Origin of the sequence: Flavobacterium cupriresistens (assembly GCF_020911925.1) — a bacterium.
Classification (GTDB): Bacteria; Bacteroidota; Bacteroidia; order Flavobacteriales; family Flavobacteriaceae; genus Flavobacterium; species Flavobacterium cupriresistens.
In genome coordinates this window covers 3343122-3367397 of record NZ_CP087134.1, presented here as the reverse complement: position 1 = coordinate 3367397, position 24276 = coordinate 3343122, and the positions used below count along the sequence as shown (strand labels likewise).

The window sequence follows — 24276 nt, the reverse complement described above, 5'->3', positions numbered from 1 at the left end:
GCTTTAAACCTTAACTTTTTAAAATTTAAATACGAAATTAAATGAAAACTATAGCTGTAATTGGTGCAGGAACAATGGGCAACGGAATTGCTCATACTTTTGCACAAAGTGGTTTTGTTGTAAAACTAATTGATGTTTCAGAAAAATCATTAGACAAAGGAATGGCAACTATTGCTGCCAATCTTGATAGAATGCAAGCAAAAGGGACTATTACTCCTGAAGAGGTTGCTAAAACGATTACCAATATTATTACCTATACAGACATCAAAGACGGTGTTGTCGGCGTTGATTTAGTAGTGGAAGCTGCTACCGAAAATGTTGAATTAAAATTGAATATTTTCAAACAATTAAACGAAGCCTGTTCACACAACACCATCTTAGCCACCAATACTTCGTCTATTTCAATTACACAAATCGGAGCTGTGGTAGCACATCCGGAACGTGTTATCGGAATGCACTTTATGAATCCGGTGCCCATCATGAAATTGGTAGAAATCATTCGCGGATACAATACCAGCGATGAAGTAACAAAAACCATCATGGATTTATCTGAGAAATTAGGTAAAACGCCTGTTGAAGTAAACGATTACCCGGGTTTTGTGGCAAATAGAATTTTAATGCCTATGCTAAACGAAGCCATCGAAACCTTATACAACAAAGTTGCCGGAGTTTATGAAATTGACACGGTAATGAAATTAGGAATGGGACACCCAATGGGACCTCTTCAACTAGCTGATTTTATTGGTCTTGATGTTTGTCTTGCCATTTTAAATGTAATGTACGAAGGTTTCAAAAATCCAAAATACGCTCCTTGTCCGCTATTAGTAAATATGGTACGTGCCGGAAAATTGGGTGTGAAATCCGGTGAAGGTTTTTATGATTATAGTGAAAGTAAAAAAGCAGAGAAAATTTCGAAGCAATTTTTGTAAAATTCAATCTTCTAAAAAATTAAACTAATAAATGTCAATAGCATCAAACTTAAATTCGATAAAAGCTACATTGCCGGAAAACGTAACACTAGTTGCTGTTTCTAAAACTAAGCCCGTTTCAGACTTAATGGAAGCTTACGAAGCCGGTCAGCGCATTTTTGGAGAAAATAAAATCCAGGAAATGGCAGACAAATGGAAACAAATGCCAAAAGACATCCAATGGCATATGATCGGACATGTGCAGACGAATAAAGTTAAATTTATGGCGCCGTTTGTAAGTTTGATTCATGGAGTTGACAGCTTAAAACTATTACAGGAAATCAACAAACAGGCAGCAAAGAACAACAGAGTCATTGATTGCCTGTTACAAATGCATATTGCCGAAGAAGAAACCAAATTTGGTCTTGATGAAAACGAATTAAATGCACTCCTCTCTTCAACCGAATTCAAAGAGATGCAGCACATTAGAATTCTTGGATTAATGGGAATGGCAACTTTTACAGAAAATCAAAACCAAATAAGAAAAGAATTTATATATTTAAAATATATTTTTGATTCGTTACGCAATAGAGATGCACAGCAACATGGAGGTAGAGATACACATAGTAGAGATGCACAGCAGTGCATCTCTACCTCCATTTCAACCATTTCAATGGGAATGTCGGGCGATTATCAACTTGCTATCGAATGCGGCAGTACAATGGTCCGTATTGGCAGCAGCATTTTTGGAGGGCGTTAATAACCCGATTTGAAAACTGAATACTGACACTGAAAACTAAAATTTGTACGCAATACTAGACATAGAAACAACTGGAGGCCAGTTTAACGAAGAAGGAATTACCGAAATCGCCATTTATAAATTTGATGGCCATGAGGTAATTGACCAATTCATTAGCCTCGTTAATCCTGAAATTCCGATTCAGCCTTTTGTGGTTAAATTAACCGGAATTAACAATGCTATGTTGCGTTCAGCACCCAAATTTTTTGAAATCGCCAAAAGAATCATCGAAATCACTTCTGACTGTATCATTGTAGCCCACAACGCTTCTTTTGATTACCGAATACTGCGAACAGAATTCCGTCGCTTAGGATATGATTTCGAAGCCAGAACACTTTGTACCGTTGAGCTTTCCAAAAAACTAATACCGGAACAAACTTCTTATAGTCTAGGAAAGTTAGTTCGGGCACTTGGAATACCAATGGCAGACAGACATCGCGCGAGCGGAGACGCCATGGCAACTGTAAAGTTGTTCAAAATGCTCTTGGAAAAAGATTTAGAGAAAACAATTGTCAAAGATTTCATAAAACTTGAAGTCGAAAAAGGAATTGCGCCAAAATTATTGGATCTTCTAAGACAAATGCCAAGCAAAACCGGTGTGTATTACATTCATAACGAAAGTGGTACCCTGATTTATATTGGTAAAAGTCAAAATATAAAAAAACGAATCAACCAACATTTTACCGGAATTACGACCAAAAGTAAAAAAATACAAGCGGAAGCTTTTACCATAACTTACGACGAGACCGGAAGTGAATTAATCGCACTTTTAAAAGAAAGCGAAGAAATAAAAATAAACCGACCAAGATACAACCGCTCACAACGAAAAACGCTTTTTCAGTACGCTTTATATGCCGAAAAAGATGCAAACGGTTATATCAATCTCAGACTTGAAAAAGCGGACGGCCGCAAAAAAGAAATCACCTCCTTTGCCTCTTTGCAAGAAGGTAAAAATGCTCTTTTCAGATTTACGACAAAATACCACTTATGTCAAAAACTGACCGGATTGTATCAAAGTAAAAAAGAGTGCTTTCAATACAAAATAAAAGAATGCGATGGCGCTTGCCTTGGTGAAGTAACTCCCGAAGTATACAATGCCAGAGTGCAACAATTTATATCTGAAAACAGCTTCGAAAACAAAAGCATGATCTTGATTGACAAAGGCCGAAACGTAAACGAACGAAGCGCTGTCCTGATCGAAAACGGAGTGTACAAGGGATATGCCTATTATGATCTGAATTATCAAATTACAAACATCGAAATCCTGAAGAATATTCTTATTCCGATGCAAAATAACCGTGATGTGAAAAATATAATTCAAAACGACATTCGTAGAAGCAAAACGTTAAAAATCCTATATTTCTAATACTTACAAACTTTACGTATCTTCGTAGAAATGACAACACCTAAATCAAAATACGAGGTTTTTAGAGAGCAAACAAAAATCATTCTCTACGGAACAAACACCTTTTGGGGACGCATGTTTGATTTGGTACTGCTCGGTTTGATTCTTCTAAGTGTTATTTTGGTTATGCTGGATACCGTAGAAGGAATCAATAATAAATACCACTCACAACTGCTTATCTGCGAATGGATTATCACCGTGTTCTTTTCCATTGAATACATTTTACGCATCATAGCCATTCAAAAACCATTGCGATATGTTTTTAGTTTTTATGGCATAATCGACTTACTCGCTATTTTACCCATGTACATGTCGATTTTTTTTCCTGCTACCAATATACTGACGATCGTAAGAATATTGAGGTTTCTCCGATTATTCAAAATTCTGCATATACCCCAAATTTCACATCAGTCTTTTCAGTTAAAAGAAGCTTTGCAGGCGAGTAAAGAAAAAATCCTTGTTTTTATCTATTTTGTCATCATTAGCGCTGTAATTATCGGTGCTTTAATGTATGTCGTAGAAGGACGTGAAAGCGGCTTTACAAGTATTCCTGTAGGTATCTATTGGGCAATAGTAACTTTGACTACGGTTGGATATGGCGACATATCACCGGCAACACCCTTAGGGCAGTTTTTAGCGTCTCTGGTTATGATCATGGGTTACGGAATTATTGCTGTTCCCACAGGAATTGTTACTGCTGAATTTGCAAAAAGCAGCCTGAGAAGCAACGCAGTCAGTACAAAAAACACCTGTAAAAAATGCAATGCACAAGTACACTTTGACAGTGCAAAATATTGTCATGAATGCGGAACCGAATTACAAAAGACTTAATCAATACCACTTTCCAACACAACAGTTAACGACTCTATTAGTATCTTTGCCGAAGAAAAAGAAGATCTCAACTGCTGTTCTTTTATACTAAATAAATTATAACTCCGGATTTTGATTCTCCACCGGACCAAAAAATATGAAATATTTAATTACCATCGTCGGACCAACTGCTATAGGAAAAACTGCCTTAAGCATTGCTTTGGCGCAACATTTCAAATGTGAGATCCTTTCTTGCGACAGTCGTCAGTTTTTTAAAGAAATGACTATTGGTACTGCGGTACCGAACGAAGAAGAACTACAAGCTGCAACACACCATTTCATTCAAAATAAATCTATTTTTGAAAACTACACGGTTGGCGATTACGAAAAAGAAGCACTGATTAAACTGGAACAATTGTTTCAGGAAAATGATTTCGCCATTCTAATTGGTGGTTCAGGATTATATGTCGATGCCGTTTTAAAAGGTTTTGATGAATTTCCGGAAATTGATCCCGAAATCAGATCCGAAGTAAATTCAAATTATGAAAAGCTCGGAATTAACTACCTGCAAGAACAGCTAAAAAAGTTAGACCCTGATTATTATCAAAAAATAAACCTCGAAAACCCGCAAACACTACAAAACCCACAGCGAATGATGCGTTTTACAGAGGTTTGTCTGGGAACCGGAAAACCCTATTCTTCTTTCCTGAATCAGAAAAAAGGCAACCGAAACTTCACACCAATTTTAATTGGTTTAGAAGCCGACAGAGCTGTTATTTACGATCGTATCAATCAACGTGTTAATATAATGATACAGGAAGGTTTACTTACAGAAGCCGAAAGACTTTATCCTAATAAAGCGTTAAATGCACTTCAAACGGTCGGTTACAGAGAATTATTTAGTTATTTTGACAAAGAATTCACGCTTGCCTTTGCGATTGAAGAAATCAAGAAAAACACGCGTCGTTTTGCCAAACGTCAATTGACCTGGTTCAAACGAAATGAAAGTACGAAATGGTTTGATTTTGCTACTCCAAAAAGCGAAATCATCAAGTACATTCAATCTAAAATCTAAAGTCATAAATTTAAAATTAAAAAATGCCTATATCTCCAAATTTCACTTCCGTTTTAAGCAAAGAATGGGAAATTAATTTTACACAATGTACCCCAAACGGTTATTTAAAATATACTGATTTGTGCAACCTTCTGCAACTAACCGCTGCGGCACACTCAGAAGTTGGAGGCATTAGTTTTGCTGATATGCAGGAATTTGATCAAGCCTGGGTATTAAGCCGAATGCGTGTTGAAGTAACCGCTTTACCGAAATGGCAGGATATCGTAACGGTAAAAACATGGATAAACAGTCTTGAGAATTCACGTTCTGTTCGTGCACTGGAAATGTATGTTAATGGTAAAAAGATTGTTGGAAGTGAAACATTCTGGGCGGTATTCAACACCAAAGCCCGTCGTCCCGAAGCCTTAGCGCTACCCTACCAGCATTTTGAATTATTCCCTGAAAACAGAGCAACTGTAGAAGGTTTCTCTAAAATAAATGTCAATCCGGAAAAAGAATCTGTATTTGAAAAAACCGTTTACTTATCTGATTTAGATATTGTAAATCACGCCAACAATGTAAAATACCTGGAATGGTGTTTAGACCACGTTGATCCAAACAAAATTTTAAAGCAGGAAATCGCCAGTTTTGAAATGAATTTCATGAAAGAGTTATCGCTAAATGATGCTGTTGTTATTCATGAAAGCGAAACAGAAATCGATTCTACCTTTAGCATTATCAAAAAAGATAAAATCTGTTTTGCCTTACAAGTTAACTGGAAATAAAATACAACTAAATCACGAATCTGAAATCAAATTCTTTTAATCTATTTAATCTGTGTACGTTTTTTTTGCCGCAGATTTCAAGAAAGTAGGCTTACGAAAACCCACTTAATTTAAAATAACACGCCCCATTTGTCCTTTCGACGAAGGAGAAATCTCCGCAAGAAACTCCATAAATACGAGCTTGCAAACAAAGGCCTCTCTTTCGTCGAAAAAACACAAAACGGGAACAGTAGCAGCATTTGCTGATTTAATTGACTTAAGTCTGTGCGCGGAACACCCTCGCCAGCACCGAACAGATCAAAAGTTCTTTCTCTAACTTGTAAGACAAGCCCCGGATCCCTCCACAGGTTTTACCGATACATCATAAAAAAAGCTCTGATTTCTCAGAGCTTCCATTTATTTTCGATAAGGTGAATCTAATTATTCAGCAATTTTGCTTTTAACAACTAATCTGAAACCTTCTCCGTGAATGTTTAAGATCTCAACATCTTCATCTGCTTTTAGATATTTTCTAAGTTTAGCGATATAAACGTCCATACTTCTTGAAGTAAAATAGTTATCGTCTCTCCAGATTTTAGTTAACGCTAATTCTCTTGGCATCAAATCATTTTCATGAAGAATAAGCATCTTAAGCAATTCGTTCTCTTTTGGAGATAATTTAATTGCTTCATCATTTTCAAAAGTTAAGAATCTAAGTTTAGAGTTTAAGTGGAATTTACCAATATTAAACTCAAACTGCACTTGTTCTGCTTTTGTATCCGCAGATTTTCTCTGGATAATGGCTTTGATTTTCATCAATAAAACTTCTGAATCAAAAGGTTTATTTAAGTAATCATCAGCACCTGCTTTGTAACCTTTTAACACATCCTCTTTCATAGATTTTGCTGTTAAGAAGATAATTGGCACTTCGCTGTTTTTCTCTCTAATTTCTTTTGCTAAGGTATAACCATCTTTATACGGCATCATTACATCAAGAATACATAAATCATATACATCTTTCTTGAATTTTTCGAAACCTTCCATACCGTTTTTAGCTAAAGTAACTTCAAAGTCATTTAACATTAGATAATCTTTAAGAACTGCCCCAAAATTAAGGTCATCTTCTACTAAAAGTATTCTTTTGTTATTATTTTCCATATTTTAATTTATTAATGGTATTTTTATTATAAAGGTGCTACCTTTTCCTTTTTCGCTTTCAACATATACTTGACCATTGTGATCCTCTACTATTCTTTTTACATAAGCAAGGCCTAAACCATGTCCCTTTACATTATGTAAGTCTCCGGTATGTTCTCTGTAAAATTTCTCAAAAACTCTTTTCTGAGCTATCTTACTCATACCTAAACCATTATCTTTTACTTTTATCAGAATCATGTCTTTGACATTTTCTGTAAAAATTTCAATTTCAGGTATATCTGGCGAATATTTTATTGCGTTTTCTAAAATATTTACCAAAACGTTTGTAAAATGAACTTCATTGATGAGACAGGTTGTTCTTGCAGCATTCAAATGCTTCACAACAGTTCCTTGTCTGTCTTCTAAAATTAAATTTACGTGCTCAATTGCATCATCAATAATATCGTGAACGGCAGTTGGCTCTTTTGAAATATCCAATTCTCTTTTTTCTAATTTAGAGATTCTAAGAACATTCTCTACTTGTGCGTGCATCCTCTTGTTTTCATCTCTAATCATCTGAAGATATCGGAAAACCTTTTCTTTATCTTCAATAATTTTCGGATTCCGAATGGCGTCAAGCGCTAAATTTATTGTTGCAATCGGAGTTTTAAACTCATGCGTCATATTATTTATAAAATCGGTTTTGATTTCAGAAATATGCTTTTGTCGTATTAATTGATTTAACGCACTTGTATAGGCAACTATTATAATTAATGTAAAAATTATTGATAGTATCGTAATACTTAATAACTCAGATAATAAAAACTTCTTTTTATGCGGGAAGGTGATAAACAATTCATATTTACTGTTTCCTTCATTGTCCGTATATATAGGTACATGATAACTTGCGTCTTTGTCATAATGAAAACCTTCTGATTTCACTTTTGTTGCCAGGCCACTATTTAAAACACCATATTCAAATTTGGTTTTAACACCATATTCTTCTAATTCCTTTTTTAATAGTTTTTGAAGCTTATCTCCGGTAATTCTTCCTTCTATTGGGGTTAAAGAAGCAATATCTTTGTACTGAATTTGTTGTTGTACTTTATTTAAAATGTCTAAACTACCTGATTTCTCTATTTTAAGATCCGGTATAACGGTTTGATTCAACGAATTATTGTCAATACCATTATTATTGTAAACTTCTGTAACGCGTTTTGCACTGAAATTTTTAAATCGCTCGCTGCTAAATTTTTTATTAAAAAGCGAACCATTTATATCATAATCCTCAGAGGTCAGCGTGTTAGAATAAATAATGGTCTTATTTGTTTTTGTATTTCTTTGAACGTAATAAACCTGAAGCAAATCTTCTTTTTTCGGAGTTTTACCGGTACTGTCTTTTATTCTGTTGTATTTGTCATAAAAACTGTACTCTTCCTGCTGCTCAAGCTTGTCTGCAACATTTCCAATTACCTGAGTAACATGATACTTAAACTGTTCGTCATTGTTCTTAAACGAAGAGTTAAACCAATATACTTGAACCAGAATTATCCCAATTAAGGACAAGCTCATCAGTAAAACAAGTATTCTAAAAAATAATTTATTCATCGAAACAAAATTAATATTTTAACAATATACTAAATAATACATTAACCAAATATTAACATTTAAGACTGATTTTGTTTTATATTTAAAATTTTAAGAATTTTAACAACTTCTTCTCTAGCTTTTTTAAGATTCTCGTTATTAATTACAAAATTGCTTCCAGAAATGCGTTTTTCATCATTCCATTGCATTTTCATGCGGCTTAAAACATGCTCTCTTGTGGTATTGTCACGTTCTAAAACCCGTTTAATTCTTATTTCTTCCGGGGCAGTAACTGTTATTATAAAATCACATTCTTTATAACGACCGCTTTCAAATAAAATTGCGGCTTCGTAAATTATATATTCGTACTTTTCATGTTGCAATAACCATGCCTCGAAATCCGCTTTAACGGCAGGATGCACAATTGCATTTAACTGGTCTAACTTCTCCTTATCTTTAAATACGATCTCAGCCAGTTTGGGTCTGCTTAAAACATTATTCTCGAAAATAGCATTTCCGAAAATCGTTTTTATCTGTTCTAGAATGACTTCAGACTGCATTATTTTTCTGGCTCCGTCATCTGCGATATAAACCGGAACCCCCAACTCCTTAAAATAGTTAGCGATTGTTGTTTTACCACTTCCAATGCCGCCTGTCAAACCAATAACTTTTGTCATACTACAATTTAAAAAACATACGAGGAAACGCCTCTTGCGGTTTTTTCTTTAATAGAATAATCTTAACAAATGATTTCAAGAACCCGGTTCCATAACCGTAGAACTGTTTCCAAACTGCTATTACTGACAAATACCCTATTTTAATGCTTTTATTCTGAATGCTGGCAGTAAGAAAAATAATAACGAAATATACAAAATATATTTGTAAGAAAAGGTCAATATTGAAAATTAACAATAAAAAAGCTACTAACAAGCCGATTATAAAAGCTGTCGGAAAGAAAAAAGTAATTTTATTGTGCTCCGGATACCAACTGTTCAAAATTGGTCTCGCGATTCCAAACTTGTGTACTTGAATCGAGAACTTTTCCCAGTCTATTCTACGTTTGTGATACACAAATGCATCAGGAAACAATCTGGTTTCAAAACCTAAATTCCACAAACGAATCGATAGATCCGGATCTTCTCCGGGATGAATATTTCCAAAACCGTTTGAAACTTCAAAAGCTTTCTTCGAAATTCCCATATTAAAACTTCTTGGCTGAAATTTGGTGATTTTCTCAGATCCCCCACGAATTCCTCCTGTAGTAAGAAAAGAAGTCATCGCAAAGTTGATAGCCTTCTGAATATCAGAAAAGCTATCCAGGGCCTTATCAGGTCCTCCAAAACAGTCTACATAATTAGCATTAAGTTCTTTTCGCACTTCGGTCAGATAGTGAGGCGGAATAATACAATCAGAATCAAAAATGATAAAGTAATCCCCTCTCGCCTTTTGCATCCCAAAGTTCCTTGAATCTCCCGGTCCTGAATTCTCTTTGAAATAATAGGAAATATTAAGTTTTCCCTGATACGTCATCACCACTTCTTTACATGGTATTGAAGAACCATCTTCAACAAGAACAATTTCAAAAGCTTCATTATAATCAGATTTAGATAAACTTTCTAAAAGTTCATCAACTTCGTCTGGTCGATTATACACGGGTATAATTAAAGAAAAAATCATAATGGAATAGGGGGTATTAGAGTAGTAACTGTTTTAAGCTTAAAAATTTCAACAAAGATATGGTATATTCACAAAAAAACCATCAACTTTTGGTTGATGGTTTTATATATCATAAGCGGTACTTATTTAATACTTTCAATATTTACAACTTCATTTGCATCTGCTTTGTAATCAACTCCTGCAAATTCAAATCCAAATAAATTTAAGAAGTCATTTTTGTATCCTGCTAAATCTCCAATTCCAGGTAAAGATTCTGTAGTTGCCTCTAACCAAAGTTTAGCCACTTTTGCCTGAACATCTTCACGCATTTCCCAATCGTCGATTCTGATTCTTCCTTTATCATCGGTAGGAACTGCTGATCCGGAATACAATCTGTCCTGAAACAAACGTTGAATTTGCTCGATACAACCTTCGTGAATTCCTTCTTCTTTCATGATTTTATACAACAAAGAAATATACAATGGAATAACCGGAATTGCAGAACTTGCCTGAGTAACCAAAGCTTTATTTACTGATACATACGCTTTCCCTCCTACTGATTTCAAACTTTCAGTGATCGAAAATGCTGTAGCTTCTAAATGATCTTTTGCACGACCGATTGTTCCTTTACGGTAAACTGCCTCTGTTAATGATGGCCCGATATATGAATAAGCAACTGTTGTAGCTCCTTCAGCTAATAAATTTTCTTCTTTTAAAGCATCCATCCACATGGTCCAGTCTTCACCACCCATTACAGCAACGGTATTTTCGATATCATCGTCATTAGCCGGTGCAATCGAAACTTCTGTTACATTTCCGGTATGAAAATCAACTGTTTTGTTTGTGAATGTTTGTCCGATTGGCTTTAAAACTGAACGGTGTAAAACTCCTGTTACAGGGTGTAAACGTACTGGCGAAGCCAAACTGTAAATTACAAGATCTACTTGTCCTAAATCAGCTTTTATTAAATCTAAAGTTTGTCTTTTAATTTCATTTGAAAAAGCATCACCGTTGATACTTTTTGCATATAAACCTGCATTATGCGCTTCAGTTTCAAAAGCCGCAGAATTGTACCAGCCCGGAGAAGCTGTTTTTCCTTCAACTGGTGGTTTTTCAAAAAACACTCCAATTGTAGCCGCATCAGATCCGAAAGCACTTGTAATTCTGGAAGCTAATCCAAAACCTGTTGACGCACCAATAACCAATACTTTTTTAGCTCCGGCAATTGGTCCTTTTGATTTGATATATTCTATTTGATTCTTAACATTTTGCTCGCATCCTTTTGGGTGTGATGTCAAACAAATAAATCCTCTCATTCTAGGCTCTATAATCATATTTTTTTTATTTCAATTTTAGCTTTATTCTTTTTATACCGAAATACTATTGAATACAGTATTACTTAATAATTTTATCGATATTCTCACGGACAACCAAAATACCTACCTCTTTATCACTACACTCTATCTTGGTTCCTTTATATTCTTCAATAAGAAGATTCAAACCTTCACAATCTCTTATGAAATTAAACTCTTTTTTTTCAACGTTAAATACAATTCCTTTCAATTTGTTCAAATTAGAACCAACAACCATTCCAACCGCTCCTCCTGTTCCATACGCAAAGGCTTTAGACCACATGTTTGCATAAGGTCCTTCAAAATACCAGAACTTACCATCACTTATAACTCTATGATAAGAATTCAAATCATTACCTTCTTGATTCTTATCTTTTTTAGAGGCAAGCTTTTTAATTAATCTTTGTTGAATATACAAACTACCGTTATAAGATATTGCAGCATAATTACTTACTCTAACACTGTCTCTTTTAAAATAAAAGTAAACCTGATCAGCAACAACATCTTTAGCAAGAGAATTTTTTTGATAACCAACAATAGGTCTTCTTTCTATAGCGTCCCCCATATTTATCCCCTTCTTTTGAAGAAGATCATCGAATGTAGGATAAACACCTTGCGGATAATCTTTTACTAAATAAGAAGTTCCACTTGTATTTAATTCAGAACTTACAACATTCTGATTACCATCCTGAGCATTGAGCTGGATAATAAAAAAGAAAAAAATAGTTATTTTTTTTAACATCGATTATATATAAATTTGTTGAGCAAATATAAATTAAATATTTAATTTAATAATTCTTTTGCATGATTTAACGCCGAATCTGAAATGTTGGCACCGGAAAGCATCTGAGCAATTTCCGTAACTCTTTCTTCCTGAGACAATAACTTTAATTCTGACTGCGTATCTTCATCAACTGTAGATTTGAAGACTTTAAAATGAGAATCTCCTTTTGCCGCAATCTGTGGCAAATGGGTAATGGCAAATATCTGCATTGTAGCACTCATTTCTTTCATAATCTCCCCCATTCTGATGGCAATTTCTCCCGAAACTCCGGTGTCGATTTCATCAAAAATTAAAGTAGGTAATTTAGAATACTTTGCCAAAATTGCTTTAACAGCTAACATAATACGGGACATTTCTCCTCCGGAAGCCACTTTTTTAAGCAATCCGAAATCGGTTCCTTTATTGGCAGAGAACAAAAATTGCAATTCGTCTTTTCCGTTTTGAAAATAGGTCTCAGACGGCAAAAGTTCCATATTAAAACGAACATTTGGCATTCCTAAAGTTTCAAGAATCGTAATTAATTGATTCGATAAAACCGGAATGGCATTCTCTCTATTTTGGTGAATTATCACTGAGAAAGCATCTAATTCCAATGTTTTCTGCTCTAGTGACTGTGATAAAACCGCAATCTCTTCCTCGATATTCCCTAATTCAATAACCGCACTTTCCAAATTAGCCTGAATCTGAAGTAATTCGTCAACGGTAGTGACCTGATGTTTCTTTTGAAGATTGTAAATCAATTGCAATTTCTGATTGGTTAGTTCTAACTTCTCAGGGTCATTTATTAATTTTTCGGAAGCATTTTGCAATTCTCTCGAAACATCATCAAATTCAATTGCAACACTAGTAATTCTTTCAAACAAACTCTGATATTCCGCAGAAAAAAGAGCTATTTTTTGCAAAGAAGTTTTGATTTCGTTCAGATTATGAAAAACTCCAAATTGTTCTTCATTAGAAATCGACAACGATTTATCGATTGATTCTTTTATAATTTCAACGTTATTCAGTTTTTCAAACTCAGCTTCCAGTTCTTCCTGTTCCCCTGATTTTAATTTAGCCGAAACCAATTCATTCAATAAAAAAGTATTGTATTCCTGCTCTTTCCCTGAATCACTTTGCTTTTTCAGCAACGCATTTAGTTTTGACTTATCAGATTTATAAGTCTTAAGCAATTTTTGATAAGAACTTATTACCTCTGTATTATTGGCAATTGCGTCAATTATTTTAAACTGAACACTTTCATCAGAAAGCTCCTGAGTTTGCTGCTGCGAATGAATATCAATCAAAAACAAACTCAAATCCTGTAATTCCTGAAGATTTACCGGACTGTCATTAATAAAAGCACGCGATTTTCCTGAAGGCAGAATTTCACGTCTAATAATTGTTTCTTCTTCATAATCGAGATCATTTGCTTCAAAAAACTCTTTCAGATTGTATTTTGAGATTTCAAATTGTGCTTCGATAACACATTTCTCTTCTTTATTTTTTAGCGAAGTTAAATCGGCTCTTTTTCCAAGAACCAAACCTATTGCTCCCAGAATAATCGATTTTCCGGCACCTGTTTCTCCTGTAATTATCGAAAATCCTTTTGAAAAATCAATAGCGAGTTTTTCAATCAGAGCATAGTTTTTAATTGACAGTGAAGTAATCATAAGAAAAATTGATAAGTATAAAAAATAGTAATGAGGGAACTAAAATAACAGCAAGCAATTAAAATTTTATTTGCGACCATTTCGTAGCATTCAATGGCGAAACCCTGCTTAAAACATCCGTTAAATCGGTGATCGGAATACTGGGACCGCCCGAAAAGATTGAAACAATCTCATCTGATTTGGCATCAAAAAATATCCGGGTTAAAAAAGCATTCGGTTTAACCGAATTTACTTTTGCAATAAGCAGTATAGAAGACTTTATCTTCTCTTTTGCTGCTTTTAAATCCTGGTTCATGGTATCCAGACCTGAGTGGTATAAAGCCCACGTTTGTCTTAAATCACTGTAAGTAGGAGAAAGCATGTCGTTTATTAAAAAATAACGGTTTTGCACACCGTCTGACTGACTCCATCCTTTATAACCGCCTTGTTGCGCAACGTTTGCAATATTCTGAGCTGTTTCCAGATAAGAACTTCCTGCACCCATCTGAAACGTATCGGCATCTATTCCTAAAATCATATAACTGTAAAAGGAAACTAAAGAAACTAAATTAGATTCAAAATTAGTCGGATTAAATAACAAAGGCTCGTATTCGGTATAACTGAAACTAAAATCTTTATCGTTATAATTAAAAATCGGAGAGGAATAAGTCGAATTATAGACCATTCTTGAAGCCTGTATCTGGATTGTTCCTGAATACTGATTGGAATTATACGATGACAAAGTAATATACATCGAACAATTGATGCGTTCGTTTTGCTTCAAAACAGATCCGGCCCAATCGGTTTTATTTACGAATTCAGACAAAGCGGTCTCCAGCGTTTTGAAAACCTGTTGATTTGGAGTTGCAAGTCTTTCCGTATTTATAGTTACAGTACAATTTAACTGCTGCGCCTGCGAAAAGCCAAAAATCAAAAATACCAGAATAGTAACTATTTTTTTACACATACGAACATAATATTTGCTTTTAGCGAAATAGACTAGCGCTAATTTTTAATTCCGTTTTCGATTTAAAATCAATAGTGCTGTTTATGAAAAATGTGAAATCACTTTATTCAAAATATCAGCAGCCACTAATTCTTTTGATTTTAATTCCATAGGTTCAATTTTAAAATTTTTATCAATAAAAGTAATTTTATTGGTTTCTTTCTTAAAACCGGCACCTTCGTCTTGTAAGGAATTTAAAACAATCAAATCTAAGTTTTTTTTCTGAATTTTCAACTTAGCATTCTCAATTTCATTTTCAGTTTCTAAGGCAAATCCAATCAAATATTGATTTTTCTTAGTATTGCCAAGTGATAATAAAATATCTTTTGTTTTCTCGAGTTCAATCGAAAATTCATCCGCTGCTTTTTTTATTTTCTGTGAGGCTACTACTTTTGGCTTGTAATCGGCAACTGCTGCTGCTGCAACAGCCACATCAACATCGTCAAAATACAGATGACAGGCATCGTACATTTCTTGCGCAGATACGACACTTACAACTTTGATCGAAGTGTTTTTTGCTTTAAAATGGGTTGGTCCCGAAACTAAAACAACACTGGCTCCTAAATCTGCCGCTGCATTTGCAATATCAAACCCCATTTTTCCTGAAGAATGATTTCCTATAAAACGCACAGGATCTATTGCTTCGTATGTTGGTCCTGCAGTAATTAGTATTTTTTTCCCTTTTAAAGGCAATTTGCTCTCTAAATCTGCTTCAAGAAATGCGATTATGTTCTCAGGTTCAGCCATTCTTCCTTCACCGGAAAGACCACTGGCCAATTCTCCGTTTTCTGCAGGAATCATAGTATTGCCAAATTGCTTTAAAGCAGTAAAACTCGCAATTGTAGAAGGGTGTTTGTACATGTCCAAATCCATTGCCGGAGCAAAGTAAACAGGACATTTAGCCGATAAGTAAGCTGCAATCAAAAGATTATCACAGTTACCGGTTGTCATTTTAGATAATGTATTGGCGGTTGCCGGAGCAATAAGCATTAAATCAGCCCAAAGTGCTAATTCGACATGATTGTTCCAAACAGCATCTTCATCATCCTGATTAAAAAAATTGGAATGTACCGGATTTTTGGATAGTGTAGATAACGTAAGTGGCGTTACAAAATCCTTAGAAGCAGGTGTCATTATCACTTGGACATGTGCACCTGCTTTTATAAAAAGTCGTACTAATGATGCTGTTTTATACGCTGCAATTCCACCGGAAACTCCCAGTAAAATTTTCTTTCCGTTTAAAACTGACATTATACTATTATTTGTTTGTACCTCTGTGGTATGTTTTACCGTCTAACCATTCTTGAACAGCTAAAGCGTGTGGTTTAGGTAATTTTTCGTAAAATTTAGATACTTCAATTTGCTCTTTATTTTCAAAAACTTCCTCAAGACTGTCATTGTAAGTAGCAAACTCTTCTAACTTCTCAGTTAATTCTTTTTTGATTTCAGAATTAATCTGATTTGCTCTTTTAGCCATAATGGTAATTGCCTCATACACATTTCCTGTTGGCTCTTCAATAACTGTTTTATTGTAAGTTATTGTATTTACAGGAGCATTCGTCTTTTTTAAATCCATGACTTTATTTTATTTAGTAAATTTTTGTAAATCTGTTTCAACTCTGGCATTCATTTCTTCAGCCTTCACTTTGTATTTGGTATCGCTCTTAAACTTAATTAAGTTACCATACGCCACCTTTGCCACATTTAAACGTTCCTGCATTTTTGCCGGAATACTGTTTATTGCCAATTTGTATGCAGAATCATATTTATAGAACAATGCATCTTCTTTAAAAGGTGTTCCCGGAAAATCAGCGATAAAATTATCAAAAGCGATTAAGGCTGATTTATAATCTGAAATCAAATTATATCCTTTGGCATTTTCGTATGCTTTTTTCTCTAATTTCCCATTCAAGACTTTAACAGCATCATTGGCCTGACCAATGTATTCTGAATTCGGGTAATTATCAATAAAAGCTTGTAATTTCTCTAATCCTTTTGCTGTATCAGTCTGATCTAAACTGTAAACAGGTGATAATTTTGAATAACTGTAAGCCCCAAGAAAAGCAGCTTCCTGCACTTTCTCGCTTCGTGGGTAACCCGAAACAAAACTTTCAAACTGGTAACCTGCCAAATAATATTGTTTGGTCTTATAATACGACTGAGAAAACATGTAAAACAGTTTTTCAGCCTGAGGTTTACCTCTATACGTAGGTGCCAATTGTTCAAAAAGACGAATTGCCTTTGAATATTTGCCAGCATCATACATTTTTGTTGCTACTTCAAACTTTGCTGCAACATCTTCATTTTTTAATGCTTTTTGGTAATCACTACAAGAACAAAAAAGGGCAACAACAATTAATAGAGATACTATTTTTTTCATTTTATTACTTTTATTATGATTACTCAGACAATTGTGCCAAAGCAAAATCACACCGAAGTTCCGGTGGCAAATTTAGTTATTAATTTAGCTACTACAAAATATTTTTTTGGTATAATAAAATACCGTTAATCCTGCTCTACTTTAATGCTTTTTTTTACAAATTCATTCAACCTGTTTGCCAGTTCAACGTCTACCGTTACCAATGGCAAACGCACTGTGTTCTCAGCAATACCAAGGGCTTTGAATACTTGTTTGATTCCGGCAGGATTTCCCTGTTCGAAAATCATATCAATACAATCGGATAAAAAGTACTGCGTCTTAAAAGCTTCATTTACTTTTTTATTCAATCCTAAACGGATCATTTCTGAAAATTCTTTTGGAAAACCTTGCCCAATTACAGAAATTACTCCTGCTCCACCGGCCAAAACGATTGGCAAAGCAATCATATCATCTCCTGAAATTACAAGAAAATCTTTCGGTGCATTTTTTATCAGCTGCATGGCTTGCACTACATCTCCTGCTGCCTCTTTTATGGCTACTATATTCTCAAAATCATTTGCCAGACGCACTACTGTACCCGGCAACATATTACTTGATGTTCTCCCCGGTACATTATACAATATCACAGGTATAGGAGAAGCTTCGGCTATTGCTTTAAAATGCTGATAAATACCTTCTTGTGTCGGTTTATTATAATAAGGAGAAACAGAAAGAATAGCTTCAAATGCAGAAAAATCTCTGGTCTTTAATTCCTCAACCAGTTGCATGGTATTATTACCTCCAACACCCAGTACAAGAGGCAATCTTCCTTTATTATATTCTACAACTGCATCTATAACCAATTCTTTTTCTGCTTGCGTCAAGGTAGCATTTTCTGCTGTGGTCCCCATAACAACAAGATACTCAACTCCTCCATCGATCGAAAAATTTACGATTCGTTGTAATGCTTCAAAATCAATTGAAAAGTCTTTTTTAAATGGAGTTACCAGAGCAACACCGGTTCCTATTAATGATTGCATATTCTACTTTATAATTTATTTAATGTTCTTTAAATACCTAAACAATTCGAAAACGAAAAGTTTATAATTTTCCAGGGTGGTATCTATCATCCATCGGTTTAATTCTTTATCGACGGATGTAAAACCAACTTTAAATTTTGCTTTTGACTTCGCCGTTATCAACATCAAAATCGTTTTTTCGATGTCGTAATAACTAATCAAAAGATCAAATTCTGTATCGATAAATTCAGTTAAAAAATCTGTTTCAATCTCCCCTTTCCAATTGATGTGTTTTCTACCAAATGTGGGTCTTGAGTACGTTTTTTTCTCCTTAAATTTATCTCTATACGCAACAACTTTTATGTTATCGGGGTTGATTCCATTCAAAACAAGCTCTTTTATCAGCTCTTTTGAATGTTTAAACTTAGTCTCATCAACCAGTAAACCAATTGTTTGTATAGCACTTGTAAAGACTTCATTTTTTACGCTACGCAAGTTATTTTTTAACGATTTTTTTATAAAAAATTCCTTTATGTAATTTAAAAACATAGTACATTTACGAGATTACAAAATTAATTATTTAAGTCGCATTTAAGATGGTAAAACTAAAAAAGTATAACGGGTTTTTAAAACTTTTTGTTATATTCTTAACACTTTTTTTTATAACTTCTTGTAGCAAGAACTACAATTTAACGAAGATAGAAGGGAAACAACTTCCTATAACCGAGAAAGCTCCACAAACTCCGGAAATCGAAACTTTTATTACTCCCTATCGCAATAATATCAATAAAGATTTGGACAGCATTTTAGCTTATTGCCCTGAAACACTGGAAAAAAGTACCGGAAAATGGCAAACCAGCATTGGTAATCTAATTGCTGATGTTTGCTTAAAAAGAGGAAATACCGTTTTTAATGCTCGTGAGAAAAAAGATATCGATTTGTGTTTTTTAAATCATGGTGGAATCCGTGCTATATTACCAAAAGGGAATGTTACCAAAAGAACGGCTTTTGAAATTATGCCTTTTGAAAACAATCTGGTGGTTCTGGCCCTAAAAGGAGAACAACTCGTAGCAATGACCACTTATATTATTAAGGAGAAAAAACCGCATCCTTTGGCAGGAATGACTTTTACAATCTCTAAAGACAATACACCAAAAAATATACTTGTTCAGGGAAAACCGCTAGATACCAACAAAACGTATTATGTTGCTACCAATGATTATCTGGCAAATGGCGGAGACAACATGAACTTTTTCCTAAAAACTACTCAGAAATTTGATTTGAATTACAAACTTCGAAATGTACTGATTGATTACTTTAAGGAAGTAGACACGATTCCGGTGGCGAAAGACATTAGAATAACAGAAGAATAACTCCATTTAAATTACAATTACACTCAGCGTCCAGCTAAAAAATATACCAATGAAAAGAAGAGAATTTATCGAAAAAACGGCTGCCAGTACTGCTTTATTAAGCTTAGGTTTATCATTAAGCAGTTTTGAATCCAACGATATTAAACACTTAACTGTTTTACACACCAACGACGTTCACAGCCACATCGACCCTTTTCCGGCTGATGATCCGCGTAATGCAAATAAAGGTGGTGTATCTCGCAGAGCGGCTCTTATAGAAACCATTCGCAAAGAAAATCCAAATGTGCTTTTATTGGATGCCGGTGATATTTTTCAGGGAACCCCGTATTTTAATTACTATGGAGGTGAACTTGAATTTAAGCTGATGAGTATGATGAAATATGATGCCTCAACGATCGGAAATCATGATTTCGACAACGGACTTGATGGTTTACATGCTCAAATGCCTCATGCCAGTTTTGATTTTATTTGTTCTAATTACGATTTTAAAAACACCGTTATGAACGGACTTATAAAACCGTATAAAATTTTTCACAAAAACGGAATCAAAGTGGGCGTTTTTGGTGTTGGAATTGAGCTTGCCGGCTTAGTTGACAAACAAATGTACCAAGAAACGATCTACAACAATCCTGTTGAAATTGCTCAGGATATGACCCAATTATTAAAAAAAGAAGAGAAATGTGATTTAGTCATCTGCCTTTCTCATTTGGGTTACGAATATAAAAATGATCCTTCAAGAATCTGCGATTTAAAGCTGGCGCAATTAACTCAGGATATTGATTTAATTATTGGCGGACATACGCATACTTTTCTGGACAAACCGACTGTTGTAAAAAACAAAATCGGAACAGAAGTATTGGTAAATCAAGTTGGTTGTTACGGAATTAACTTAGGCCGAATTGATTTTTACTTTGACAAAGACAAAGCGCACAGCAATCAAGGAAGGTCTATTATTGTGTAATTACCTTTTATTTGATTCCTAAAATACAAAGACTAAGACATGATCGTAAACAGGCATTCTAAAATTGGATTGTTTGGAAATAGAAAACCAAATAATACAAAAGGACTTTTTTTATTTGATTTTAATACTCAGGAAAAAAAATACTTAGCTGATTTTCCGGAATGGGAGCCCCAAAACATCTCAATTGACGGAAAAAGGATTGCCATTACCAGAACTTCGTCAAACACCAGAGCTTACAGAACGGATTTAGTAATTACAGATCATGAAAATGAAACTGTATTACTAAATACCGACAATTATTGTATTTATGACGTTGAGTTTAATGCTAAAGGAAATAAAATTATAATCGTCGCAAGCAAAAAGAAACCCTTTTGTTATGATTTGTCACTCCAGCAAATCACCGCCGAATTACCCAAACAAATAAGAACCTATAAAGGAGATCTAGATCCTGAAAATGATACTTTTCTTGCACCTTGTGAGAATACTAAAGATACTTGTTATTTATTCAATTTTGCTACCGGTAAGACTGAATCGATTAAATTTGGTACCAAAGCAATGATAAGCCGAATAAAATTTTCGGTCGATTTCACTTTTATCTATCTGGTCACCGAAACAAATGTTTTGTATTGCTTTGATCGCGATTACAAAATAAAGTGGTATAAAGATTTTAACTACTTAGGAAAAGATGGAGGAAGAATAAACTCTTCTGATATATTTCAAACAGAAAATGGACAACTTTTAGCCCTTTACGCTTCTTCTACTGAATCCAATAGTTGGGGAGCAGAATATGTGGTGGATGCTACCAATGGAGAAATTGTAAACCAAATTGAAGCGTATCAATTTCGTGGCGGGTTCTCAAGTGATTTTTTCGAAAATAAGGTGTTGCTTTACACCCACAACACAATTGATTTAATTACCGGTAAAGTATCTGAAAATCCTGTGATCTAAAGTTAAACGAAATTTTGTCTACCTAAAAACTTTATCTGATTTTCTTTTGAATTTTAATCTTTTCCAGAAAATATTCTACCATAAAGTAGTACGCCATAATTTGCGTGGCATCCCGGATTATCACTAAAACAATGGAATGCGAAAAACTTTGATTGAATACGTAAAACACATCGGAGAACATAAAACTAATCGTCATTAATGACATTAGCAAGGCGATATGGGTTCCTTTTGTGATATAACTTGCAAACGAAAAATAGCTCACAAACCCCAAAACAACGCCATAAATAGTATACAGAATAATAAACTTCTTCATGTTATAAAACTGCAGGTTTAGTATAGAAACCAACAGATAAACCAGAAATATAACAATTATACCGATTGGCAAAACATCTTTTCTGGTTAGTTTCAATTTTTCGTGTTCCCGTACAAAAATCATCAAAAGCAAGATATAAACAATCAAAAAGCTCAATACACCACCAATTTCAGAAGCTTCAATCGCCATGATTTCGAAGACCTGGCCTATAAAACAGAATAGAAAAATTAAACTTTCTATCTTACCGATTCTAAAATCGCTACTAATCAGAAAATAAATAAAAATAGCCGGCAGAACGATTGATTTCGTATAGATTACCAAGAAATCCTGTTCCATACAATCAAAAATGATCGTAAAGAGTAAGGCTAGAAAAAACAAAATCAAAGACGGTTTATTCGCTTTCATTTAATTTGTTTATAAAATCTTCTTCGGACAATATTGGAATATTTAACTTATTCGCTTTTTCTAATTTGGCTGGTCCCATATTATCTCCTGCCACCACAAAATCTGTTTTGGCAGAGATCGAACTTCCTACTTTTCCTCCGTTATCCTCGATCGCTTTCTTTAATTCATCGCGCGAAAATTGAGTAAAAACACCTGATACCACAAATGTTTTTCCTGCAAATTTATCAGTAGCATTCGGATTTACTTTTTCAACAATTTCAAATTGAACGCCTTGATTTTTCAAACGATCAATTATACTTTGGTTTTCCTCATTCTCAAAAAACTCAATAACACTTTTTGCAATTCTTTCGCCAATTTCATCCACCAAAATCAAATCCATTAAAGAAGCTTGAGCTAATGCATCAATATTCTTGTAATGTTTGGCTAATTTTTTTGCTACTGTCTCTCCAACAAAACGAATACCTAAAGCAAACAAGACACTCTCGAACGGAATCTCTTTTGATTTTTGAACTCCATTTACCAGATTTTCAGCCGATTTTTGTGCCATTCTTTCCAAAGGCAAAATTTGCGCTACGGTCAATTCATACAAATCGGCATAATTATGTACCAATCCGTTATTAAAAAGCAAAGCAACCGTTTCACCTCCAAGACCTTCAATATCCATCGCTTTTCTTGAAATATAATGCTGAATACGTCCGATAATCTGCGGCGGACATCCATAAAAATTAGGGCAATAGTGATTGGCTTCTCCTTCGTTTCTGACCAACTCAGTCTGACATTCCGGACAGTGTGTTATATAGTGTGTTATTTCCGAATTCTCAGGACGTTTTTCTAAATCTACAGCAATGATTTTAGGAATAATTTCTCCTCCTTTTTCAACAAAAACGGTATCGTTAATTCTAATATCTAATTTCTCAATCTGATCTGCATTATGCAAAGAAGCTCTTTTTACAACGGTTCCTGCCAATTGAACAGGTTCTAAGTTTGCCACGGGTGTAATTGCTCCTGTGCGCCCTACCTGATAGGAGATTGAATTTAATTTCGTTGAAACTTGTTCAGATTTGAACTTATAGGCAATAGCCCAGCGCGGTGATTTTGCTGTATAACCTAATTCTTCCTGATGCTGAATGCTGTTTACTTTTATTACTACACCATCTGTTTCATAAGGCAGTTCGTGACGATGAACGTCCCAATAATCAATAAAATCAAAAACTTCTTGCAGGTTATGAACTAATTTGGCTTCGTTTGGTACTTTAAAGCCCCATTTTCGAGCTGATTCCAATCCATCATACTGAGAGGAAAAAGGCAGATTATTACCGGTTACAAAATACAATAGGCATTCTAACGGACGTTTGGCAACCTCAGCACTATCCTGTAATTTTAAGCTTCCCGAAGCTGTATTTCTTGGGTTGGAATAAGGCGTTTCGCCAATTTCGATTAATTCCTGGTTCATTTTTTCAAAACCGGCATAAGGAAGTATAATTTCTCCACGGATATCAAATCGATCCGGGTAATTTCCTTTTAGCTGTAACGGAATTGATTTTATGGTTTTAATATTGTTCGTTACATCATCTCCCTGAAAACCATCACCACGTGTTAAAGCCTGAGTCAATTTTCCGTTTTCGTACGTAATGCTTATTGAAGCACCATCGTACTTTAGTTCGCAGGTATATTGCAAATCAACATTGCCCAGTACTTTCTGGATTCGGTTTTGCCAATCTTTCAAATCGTCTTTGGAGTAAGAATTGTCCAGAGAATACATTCGGTATTGATGTGCAATTGTTTTAAAATTCTTGGTAACCGTACCTCCTACTCGCTGCGTTGGTGAATTTTCGTCAAAAAACTCCGGATTCTTATTTTCTAAGTCCTGAAGCTCTTTTAATTTGATGTCAAATTCATAATCCGAAATTGTAGCATTATCAAGTACATAATAATTGTAATTGTGCTGATTAAGTTCGTTTCGTAACGTTTGAATGGTCTCTTGAATACTCATAAAATACTAAAA

At 34.5% G+C, this 24276-nt stretch carries 24 protein-coding genes; 9 read left to right on the top strand and 15 right to left on the bottom strand.

The genetic code is table 11. The features are described 5' to 3' along the window. The first annotated feature begins 41 nt into the window (after positions 1–41). The 6 genes from LNP23_RS14340 (at position 42) to LNP23_RS14315 (ending at position 5761) form a co-directional block, all read left to right on the top strand. Positions 42–929 carry a 3-hydroxyacyl-CoA dehydrogenase family protein gene (locus LNP23_RS14340; RefSeq protein ID WP_047776336.1) on the top strand — a complete coding sequence of 296 codons (888 nt, stop codon included), beginning with the start codon at positions 42–44 and terminating at the stop codon, positions 927–929. A 31-nt stretch (positions 930–960) separates the two neighbouring features. Next, positions 961–1668, top strand: a complete 708-nt coding sequence (locus LNP23_RS14335; protein ID WP_230001713.1) for a YggS family pyridoxal phosphate-dependent enzyme — start codon at positions 961–963, stop codon at positions 1666–1668. 43 nt (positions 1669–1711) lie between these two features. Beyond that, positions 1712–3073, top strand: coding sequence for an exonuclease domain-containing protein (locus LNP23_RS14330; RefSeq protein WP_230001712.1), 1362 nt, complete (start codon positions 1712–1714; stop codon positions 3071–3073). Positions 3074–3103: 30 nt separating this feature from the next. After that, the gene (locus LNP23_RS14325) at positions 3104–3943 is read left to right on the top strand and encodes an ion transporter (RefSeq protein ID WP_230001711.1); all 840 of its coding nucleotides are present in this window, start codon (positions 3104–3106) and stop codon (positions 3941–3943) included. A gap of 136 nt (positions 3944–4079) precedes the next feature. After that, positions 4080–4997: a tRNA (adenosine(37)-N6)-dimethylallyltransferase MiaA gene (miaA, locus tag LNP23_RS14320; protein ID WP_230001710.1), complete on the top strand. Its 918-nt coding sequence runs from the start codon at positions 4080–4082 to the stop codon at positions 4995–4997. A 23-nt stretch (positions 4998–5020) separates the two neighbouring features. Then, positions 5021–5761, top strand: a complete 741-nt coding sequence (locus tag LNP23_RS14315; RefSeq protein ID WP_230001709.1) for an acyl-[acyl-carrier-protein] thioesterase — start codon at positions 5021–5023, stop codon at positions 5759–5761. Positions 5762–6181: 420 nt separating this feature from the next. Here the strand turns inward: LNP23_RS14315 and LNP23_RS14310 are convergent, their stop codons facing one another. From LNP23_RS14310 to LNP23_RS14250, 13 genes are all read right to left on the bottom strand, one after another. Next, entirely contained in the window at positions 6182–6898 is a 717-nt protein-coding gene (locus LNP23_RS14310) for a response regulator transcription factor (RefSeq protein ID WP_047779290.1), read from the bottom strand. A 3-nt stretch (positions 6899–6901) separates the two neighbouring features. After that, complete coding sequence (locus LNP23_RS14305; RefSeq protein WP_047779289.1) at positions 6902–8485, bottom strand: sensor histidine kinase; 1584 nt, start codon at positions 8483–8485, stop codon at positions 6902–6904. Between the two features lie 59 nt (positions 8486–8544). Next, a complete protein-coding gene (gene coaE / locus LNP23_RS14300; RefSeq protein WP_230001708.1) occupies positions 8545–9141 on the bottom strand; it encodes a dephospho-CoA kinase in 597 nt (198 codons plus the stop codon). Between the two features lies 1 nt (position 9142). Further along, positions 9143–10141 (bottom strand): glycosyltransferase family 2 protein, encoded by a 999-nt coding sequence (locus tag LNP23_RS14295; protein WP_230001707.1) that lies wholly within the window; start codon positions 10139–10141, stop codon positions 9143–9145. 122 nt (positions 10142–10263) lie between these two features. Next, positions 10264–11454: an enoyl-ACP reductase FabV gene (gene fabV / locus LNP23_RS14290; RefSeq protein ID WP_230001706.1), complete on the bottom strand. Its 1191-nt coding sequence runs from the start codon at positions 11452–11454 to the stop codon at positions 10264–10266. 61 nt (positions 11455–11515) lie between these two features. Next, complete coding sequence (locus tag LNP23_RS14285; protein ID WP_047779285.1) at positions 11516–12214, bottom strand: hypothetical protein; 699 nt, start codon at positions 12212–12214, stop codon at positions 11516–11518. A gap of 41 nt (positions 12215–12255) precedes the next feature. Further along, entirely contained in the window at positions 12256–13908 is a 1653-nt protein-coding gene (gene recN / locus LNP23_RS14280; protein ID WP_230001705.1) for a DNA repair protein RecN, read from the bottom strand. A 58-nt stretch (positions 13909–13966) separates the two neighbouring features. Then, a complete protein-coding gene (gene porD / locus LNP23_RS14275) occupies positions 13967–14854 on the bottom strand; it encodes a type IX secretion system protein PorD (RefSeq protein WP_047779283.1) in 888 nt (295 codons plus the stop codon). 81 nt (positions 14855–14935) lie between these two features. Further along, entirely contained in the window at positions 14936–16144 is a 1209-nt protein-coding gene (gene coaBC, locus LNP23_RS14270; RefSeq protein ID WP_047779282.1) for a bifunctional phosphopantothenoylcysteine decarboxylase/phosphopantothenate--cysteine ligase CoaBC, read from the bottom strand. A gap of 7 nt (positions 16145–16151) precedes the next feature. Beyond that, positions 16152–16469 (bottom strand): DNA-directed RNA polymerase subunit omega, encoded by a 318-nt coding sequence (locus tag LNP23_RS14265; protein ID WP_047779281.1) that lies wholly within the window; start codon positions 16467–16469, stop codon positions 16152–16154. A gap of 9 nt (positions 16470–16478) precedes the next feature. Continuing rightward, on the bottom strand, positions 16479–17273 hold the full coding sequence (locus LNP23_RS14260; RefSeq protein WP_047779280.1) for an outer membrane protein assembly factor BamD: 795 nt from the start codon (positions 17271–17273) through the stop codon (positions 16479–16481). A 125-nt stretch (positions 17274–17398) separates the two neighbouring features. After that, entirely contained in the window at positions 17399–18292 is an 894-nt protein-coding gene (dapA, locus tag LNP23_RS14255; RefSeq protein ID WP_230001704.1) for a 4-hydroxy-tetrahydrodipicolinate synthase, read from the bottom strand. 15 nt (positions 18293–18307) lie between these two features. Beyond that, complete coding sequence (locus tag LNP23_RS14250; RefSeq protein ID WP_230001703.1) at positions 18308–18820, bottom strand: DUF6913 domain-containing protein; 513 nt, start codon at positions 18818–18820, stop codon at positions 18308–18310. A gap of 47 nt (positions 18821–18867) precedes the next feature. Between LNP23_RS14250 and LNP23_RS14245 the strand changes: the two genes are divergently transcribed. The 3 genes from LNP23_RS14245 to LNP23_RS14235 are packed head-to-tail and all read left to right on the top strand — an operon-like array spanning position 18868 to position 21553. Next, complete coding sequence (locus tag LNP23_RS14245) at positions 18868–19644, top strand: 5'-nucleotidase C-terminal domain-containing protein (protein WP_230001702.1); 777 nt, start codon at positions 18868–18870, stop codon at positions 19642–19644. 49 nt (positions 19645–19693) lie between these two features. Beyond that, complete coding sequence (locus tag LNP23_RS14240) at positions 19694–20605, top strand: bifunctional metallophosphatase/5'-nucleotidase (protein WP_047779276.1); 912 nt, start codon at positions 19694–19696, stop codon at positions 20603–20605. Between the two features lie 39 nt (positions 20606–20644). Beyond that, positions 20645–21553 carry a hypothetical protein gene (locus LNP23_RS14235; RefSeq protein ID WP_230001701.1) on the top strand — a complete coding sequence of 303 codons (909 nt, stop codon included), beginning with the start codon at positions 20645–20647 and terminating at the stop codon, positions 21551–21553. A gap of 31 nt (positions 21554–21584) precedes the next feature. On the opposite strand, the gene LNP23_RS14230 is transcribed toward LNP23_RS14235, so the two are convergent. Further along, entirely contained in the window at positions 21585–22271 is a 687-nt protein-coding gene (locus tag LNP23_RS14230; RefSeq protein ID WP_047779274.1) for a lysoplasmalogenase family protein, read from the bottom strand. Then, positions 22258–24264, bottom strand: coding sequence for an NAD-dependent DNA ligase LigA (gene ligA, locus LNP23_RS14225; protein WP_230001700.1), 2007 nt, complete (start codon positions 24262–24264; stop codon positions 22258–22260). Before ligA ends, LNP23_RS14230 begins: the two co-directional genes overlap by 14 nt. Positions 24265–24276: the final 12 nt, after the last annotated feature.

Bases quoted from the DNA above. Each gene is read 5' to 3' on its own strand.
- LNP23_RS14340 (WP_047776336.1), top strand. From the start codon at position 42: ATGAAAACTATAGCTGTAATTGGTGCAGGAACAATGGGCAACGGAATT.
- LNP23_RS14335 (WP_230001713.1), top strand. From the start codon at position 961: ATGTCAATAGCATCAAACTTAAATTCGATAAAAGCTACATTGCCGGAA.
- LNP23_RS14325 (WP_230001711.1), top strand. From the start codon at position 3,104: ATGACAACACCTAAATCAAAATACGAGGTTTTTAGAGAGCAAACAAAA.
- miaA (WP_230001710.1), top strand. From the start codon at position 4,080: ATGAAATATTTAATTACCATCGTCGGACCAACTGCTATAGGAAAAACT.
- LNP23_RS14315 (WP_230001709.1), top strand. From the start codon at position 5,021: ATGCCTATATCTCCAAATTTCACTTCCGTTTTAAGCAAAGAATGGGAA.
- LNP23_RS14310 (WP_047779290.1), bottom strand. From the start codon at position 6,898: ATGGAAAATAATAACAAAAGAATACTTTTAGTAGAAGATGACCTTAAT.
- LNP23_RS14305 (WP_047779289.1), bottom strand. From the start codon at position 8,485: ATGAATAAATTATTTTTTAGAATACTTGTTTTACTGATGAGCTTGTCC.
- coaE (WP_230001708.1), bottom strand. From the start codon at position 9,141: ATGACAAAAGTTATTGGTTTGACAGGCGGCATTGGAAGTGGTAAAACA.
- LNP23_RS14295 (WP_230001707.1), bottom strand. From the start codon at position 10,141: ATGATTTTTTCTTTAATTATACCCGTGTATAATCGACCAGACGAAGTT.
- fabV (WP_230001706.1), bottom strand. From the start codon at position 11,454: ATGATTATAGAGCCTAGAATGAGAGGATTTATTTGTTTGACATCACAC.
- LNP23_RS14285 (WP_047779285.1), bottom strand. From the start codon at position 12,214: ATGTTAAAAAAAATAACTATTTTTTTCTTTTTTATTATCCAGCTCAAT.
- recN (WP_230001705.1), bottom strand. From the start codon at position 13,908: ATGATTACTTCACTGTCAATTAAAAACTATGCTCTGATTGAAAAACTC.
- porD (WP_047779283.1), bottom strand. From the start codon at position 14,854: ATGTGTAAAAAAATAGTTACTATTCTGGTATTTTTGATTTTTGGCTTT.
- coaBC (WP_047779282.1), bottom strand. From the start codon at position 16,144: ATGTCAGTTTTAAACGGAAAGAAAATTTTACTGGGAGTTTCCGGTGGA.
- LNP23_RS14265 (WP_047779281.1), bottom strand. From the start codon at position 16,469: ATGGATTTAAAAAAGACGAATGCTCCTGTAAATACAATAACTTACAAT.
- LNP23_RS14260 (WP_047779280.1), bottom strand. From the start codon at position 17,273: ATGAAAAAAATAGTATCTCTATTAATTGTTGTTGCCCTTTTTTGTTCT.
- dapA (WP_230001704.1), bottom strand. From the start codon at position 18,292: ATGCAATCATTAATAGGAACCGGTGTTGCTCTGGTAACTCCATTTAAA.
- LNP23_RS14250 (WP_230001703.1), bottom strand. From the start codon at position 18,820: ATGTTTTTAAATTACATAAAGGAATTTTTTATAAAAAAATCGTTAAAA.
- LNP23_RS14245 (WP_230001702.1), top strand. From the start codon at position 18,868: ATGGTAAAACTAAAAAAGTATAACGGGTTTTTAAAACTTTTTGTTATA.
- LNP23_RS14240 (WP_047779276.1), top strand. From the start codon at position 19,694: ATGAAAAGAAGAGAATTTATCGAAAAAACGGCTGCCAGTACTGCTTTA.
- LNP23_RS14235 (WP_230001701.1), top strand. From the start codon at position 20,645: ATGATCGTAAACAGGCATTCTAAAATTGGATTGTTTGGAAATAGAAAA.
- LNP23_RS14230 (WP_047779274.1), bottom strand. From the start codon at position 22,271: ATGAAAGCGAATAAACCGTCTTTGATTTTGTTTTTTCTAGCCTTACTC.
- ligA (WP_230001700.1), bottom strand. From the start codon at position 24,264: ATGAGTATTCAAGAGACCATTCAAACGTTACGAAACGAACTTAATCAG.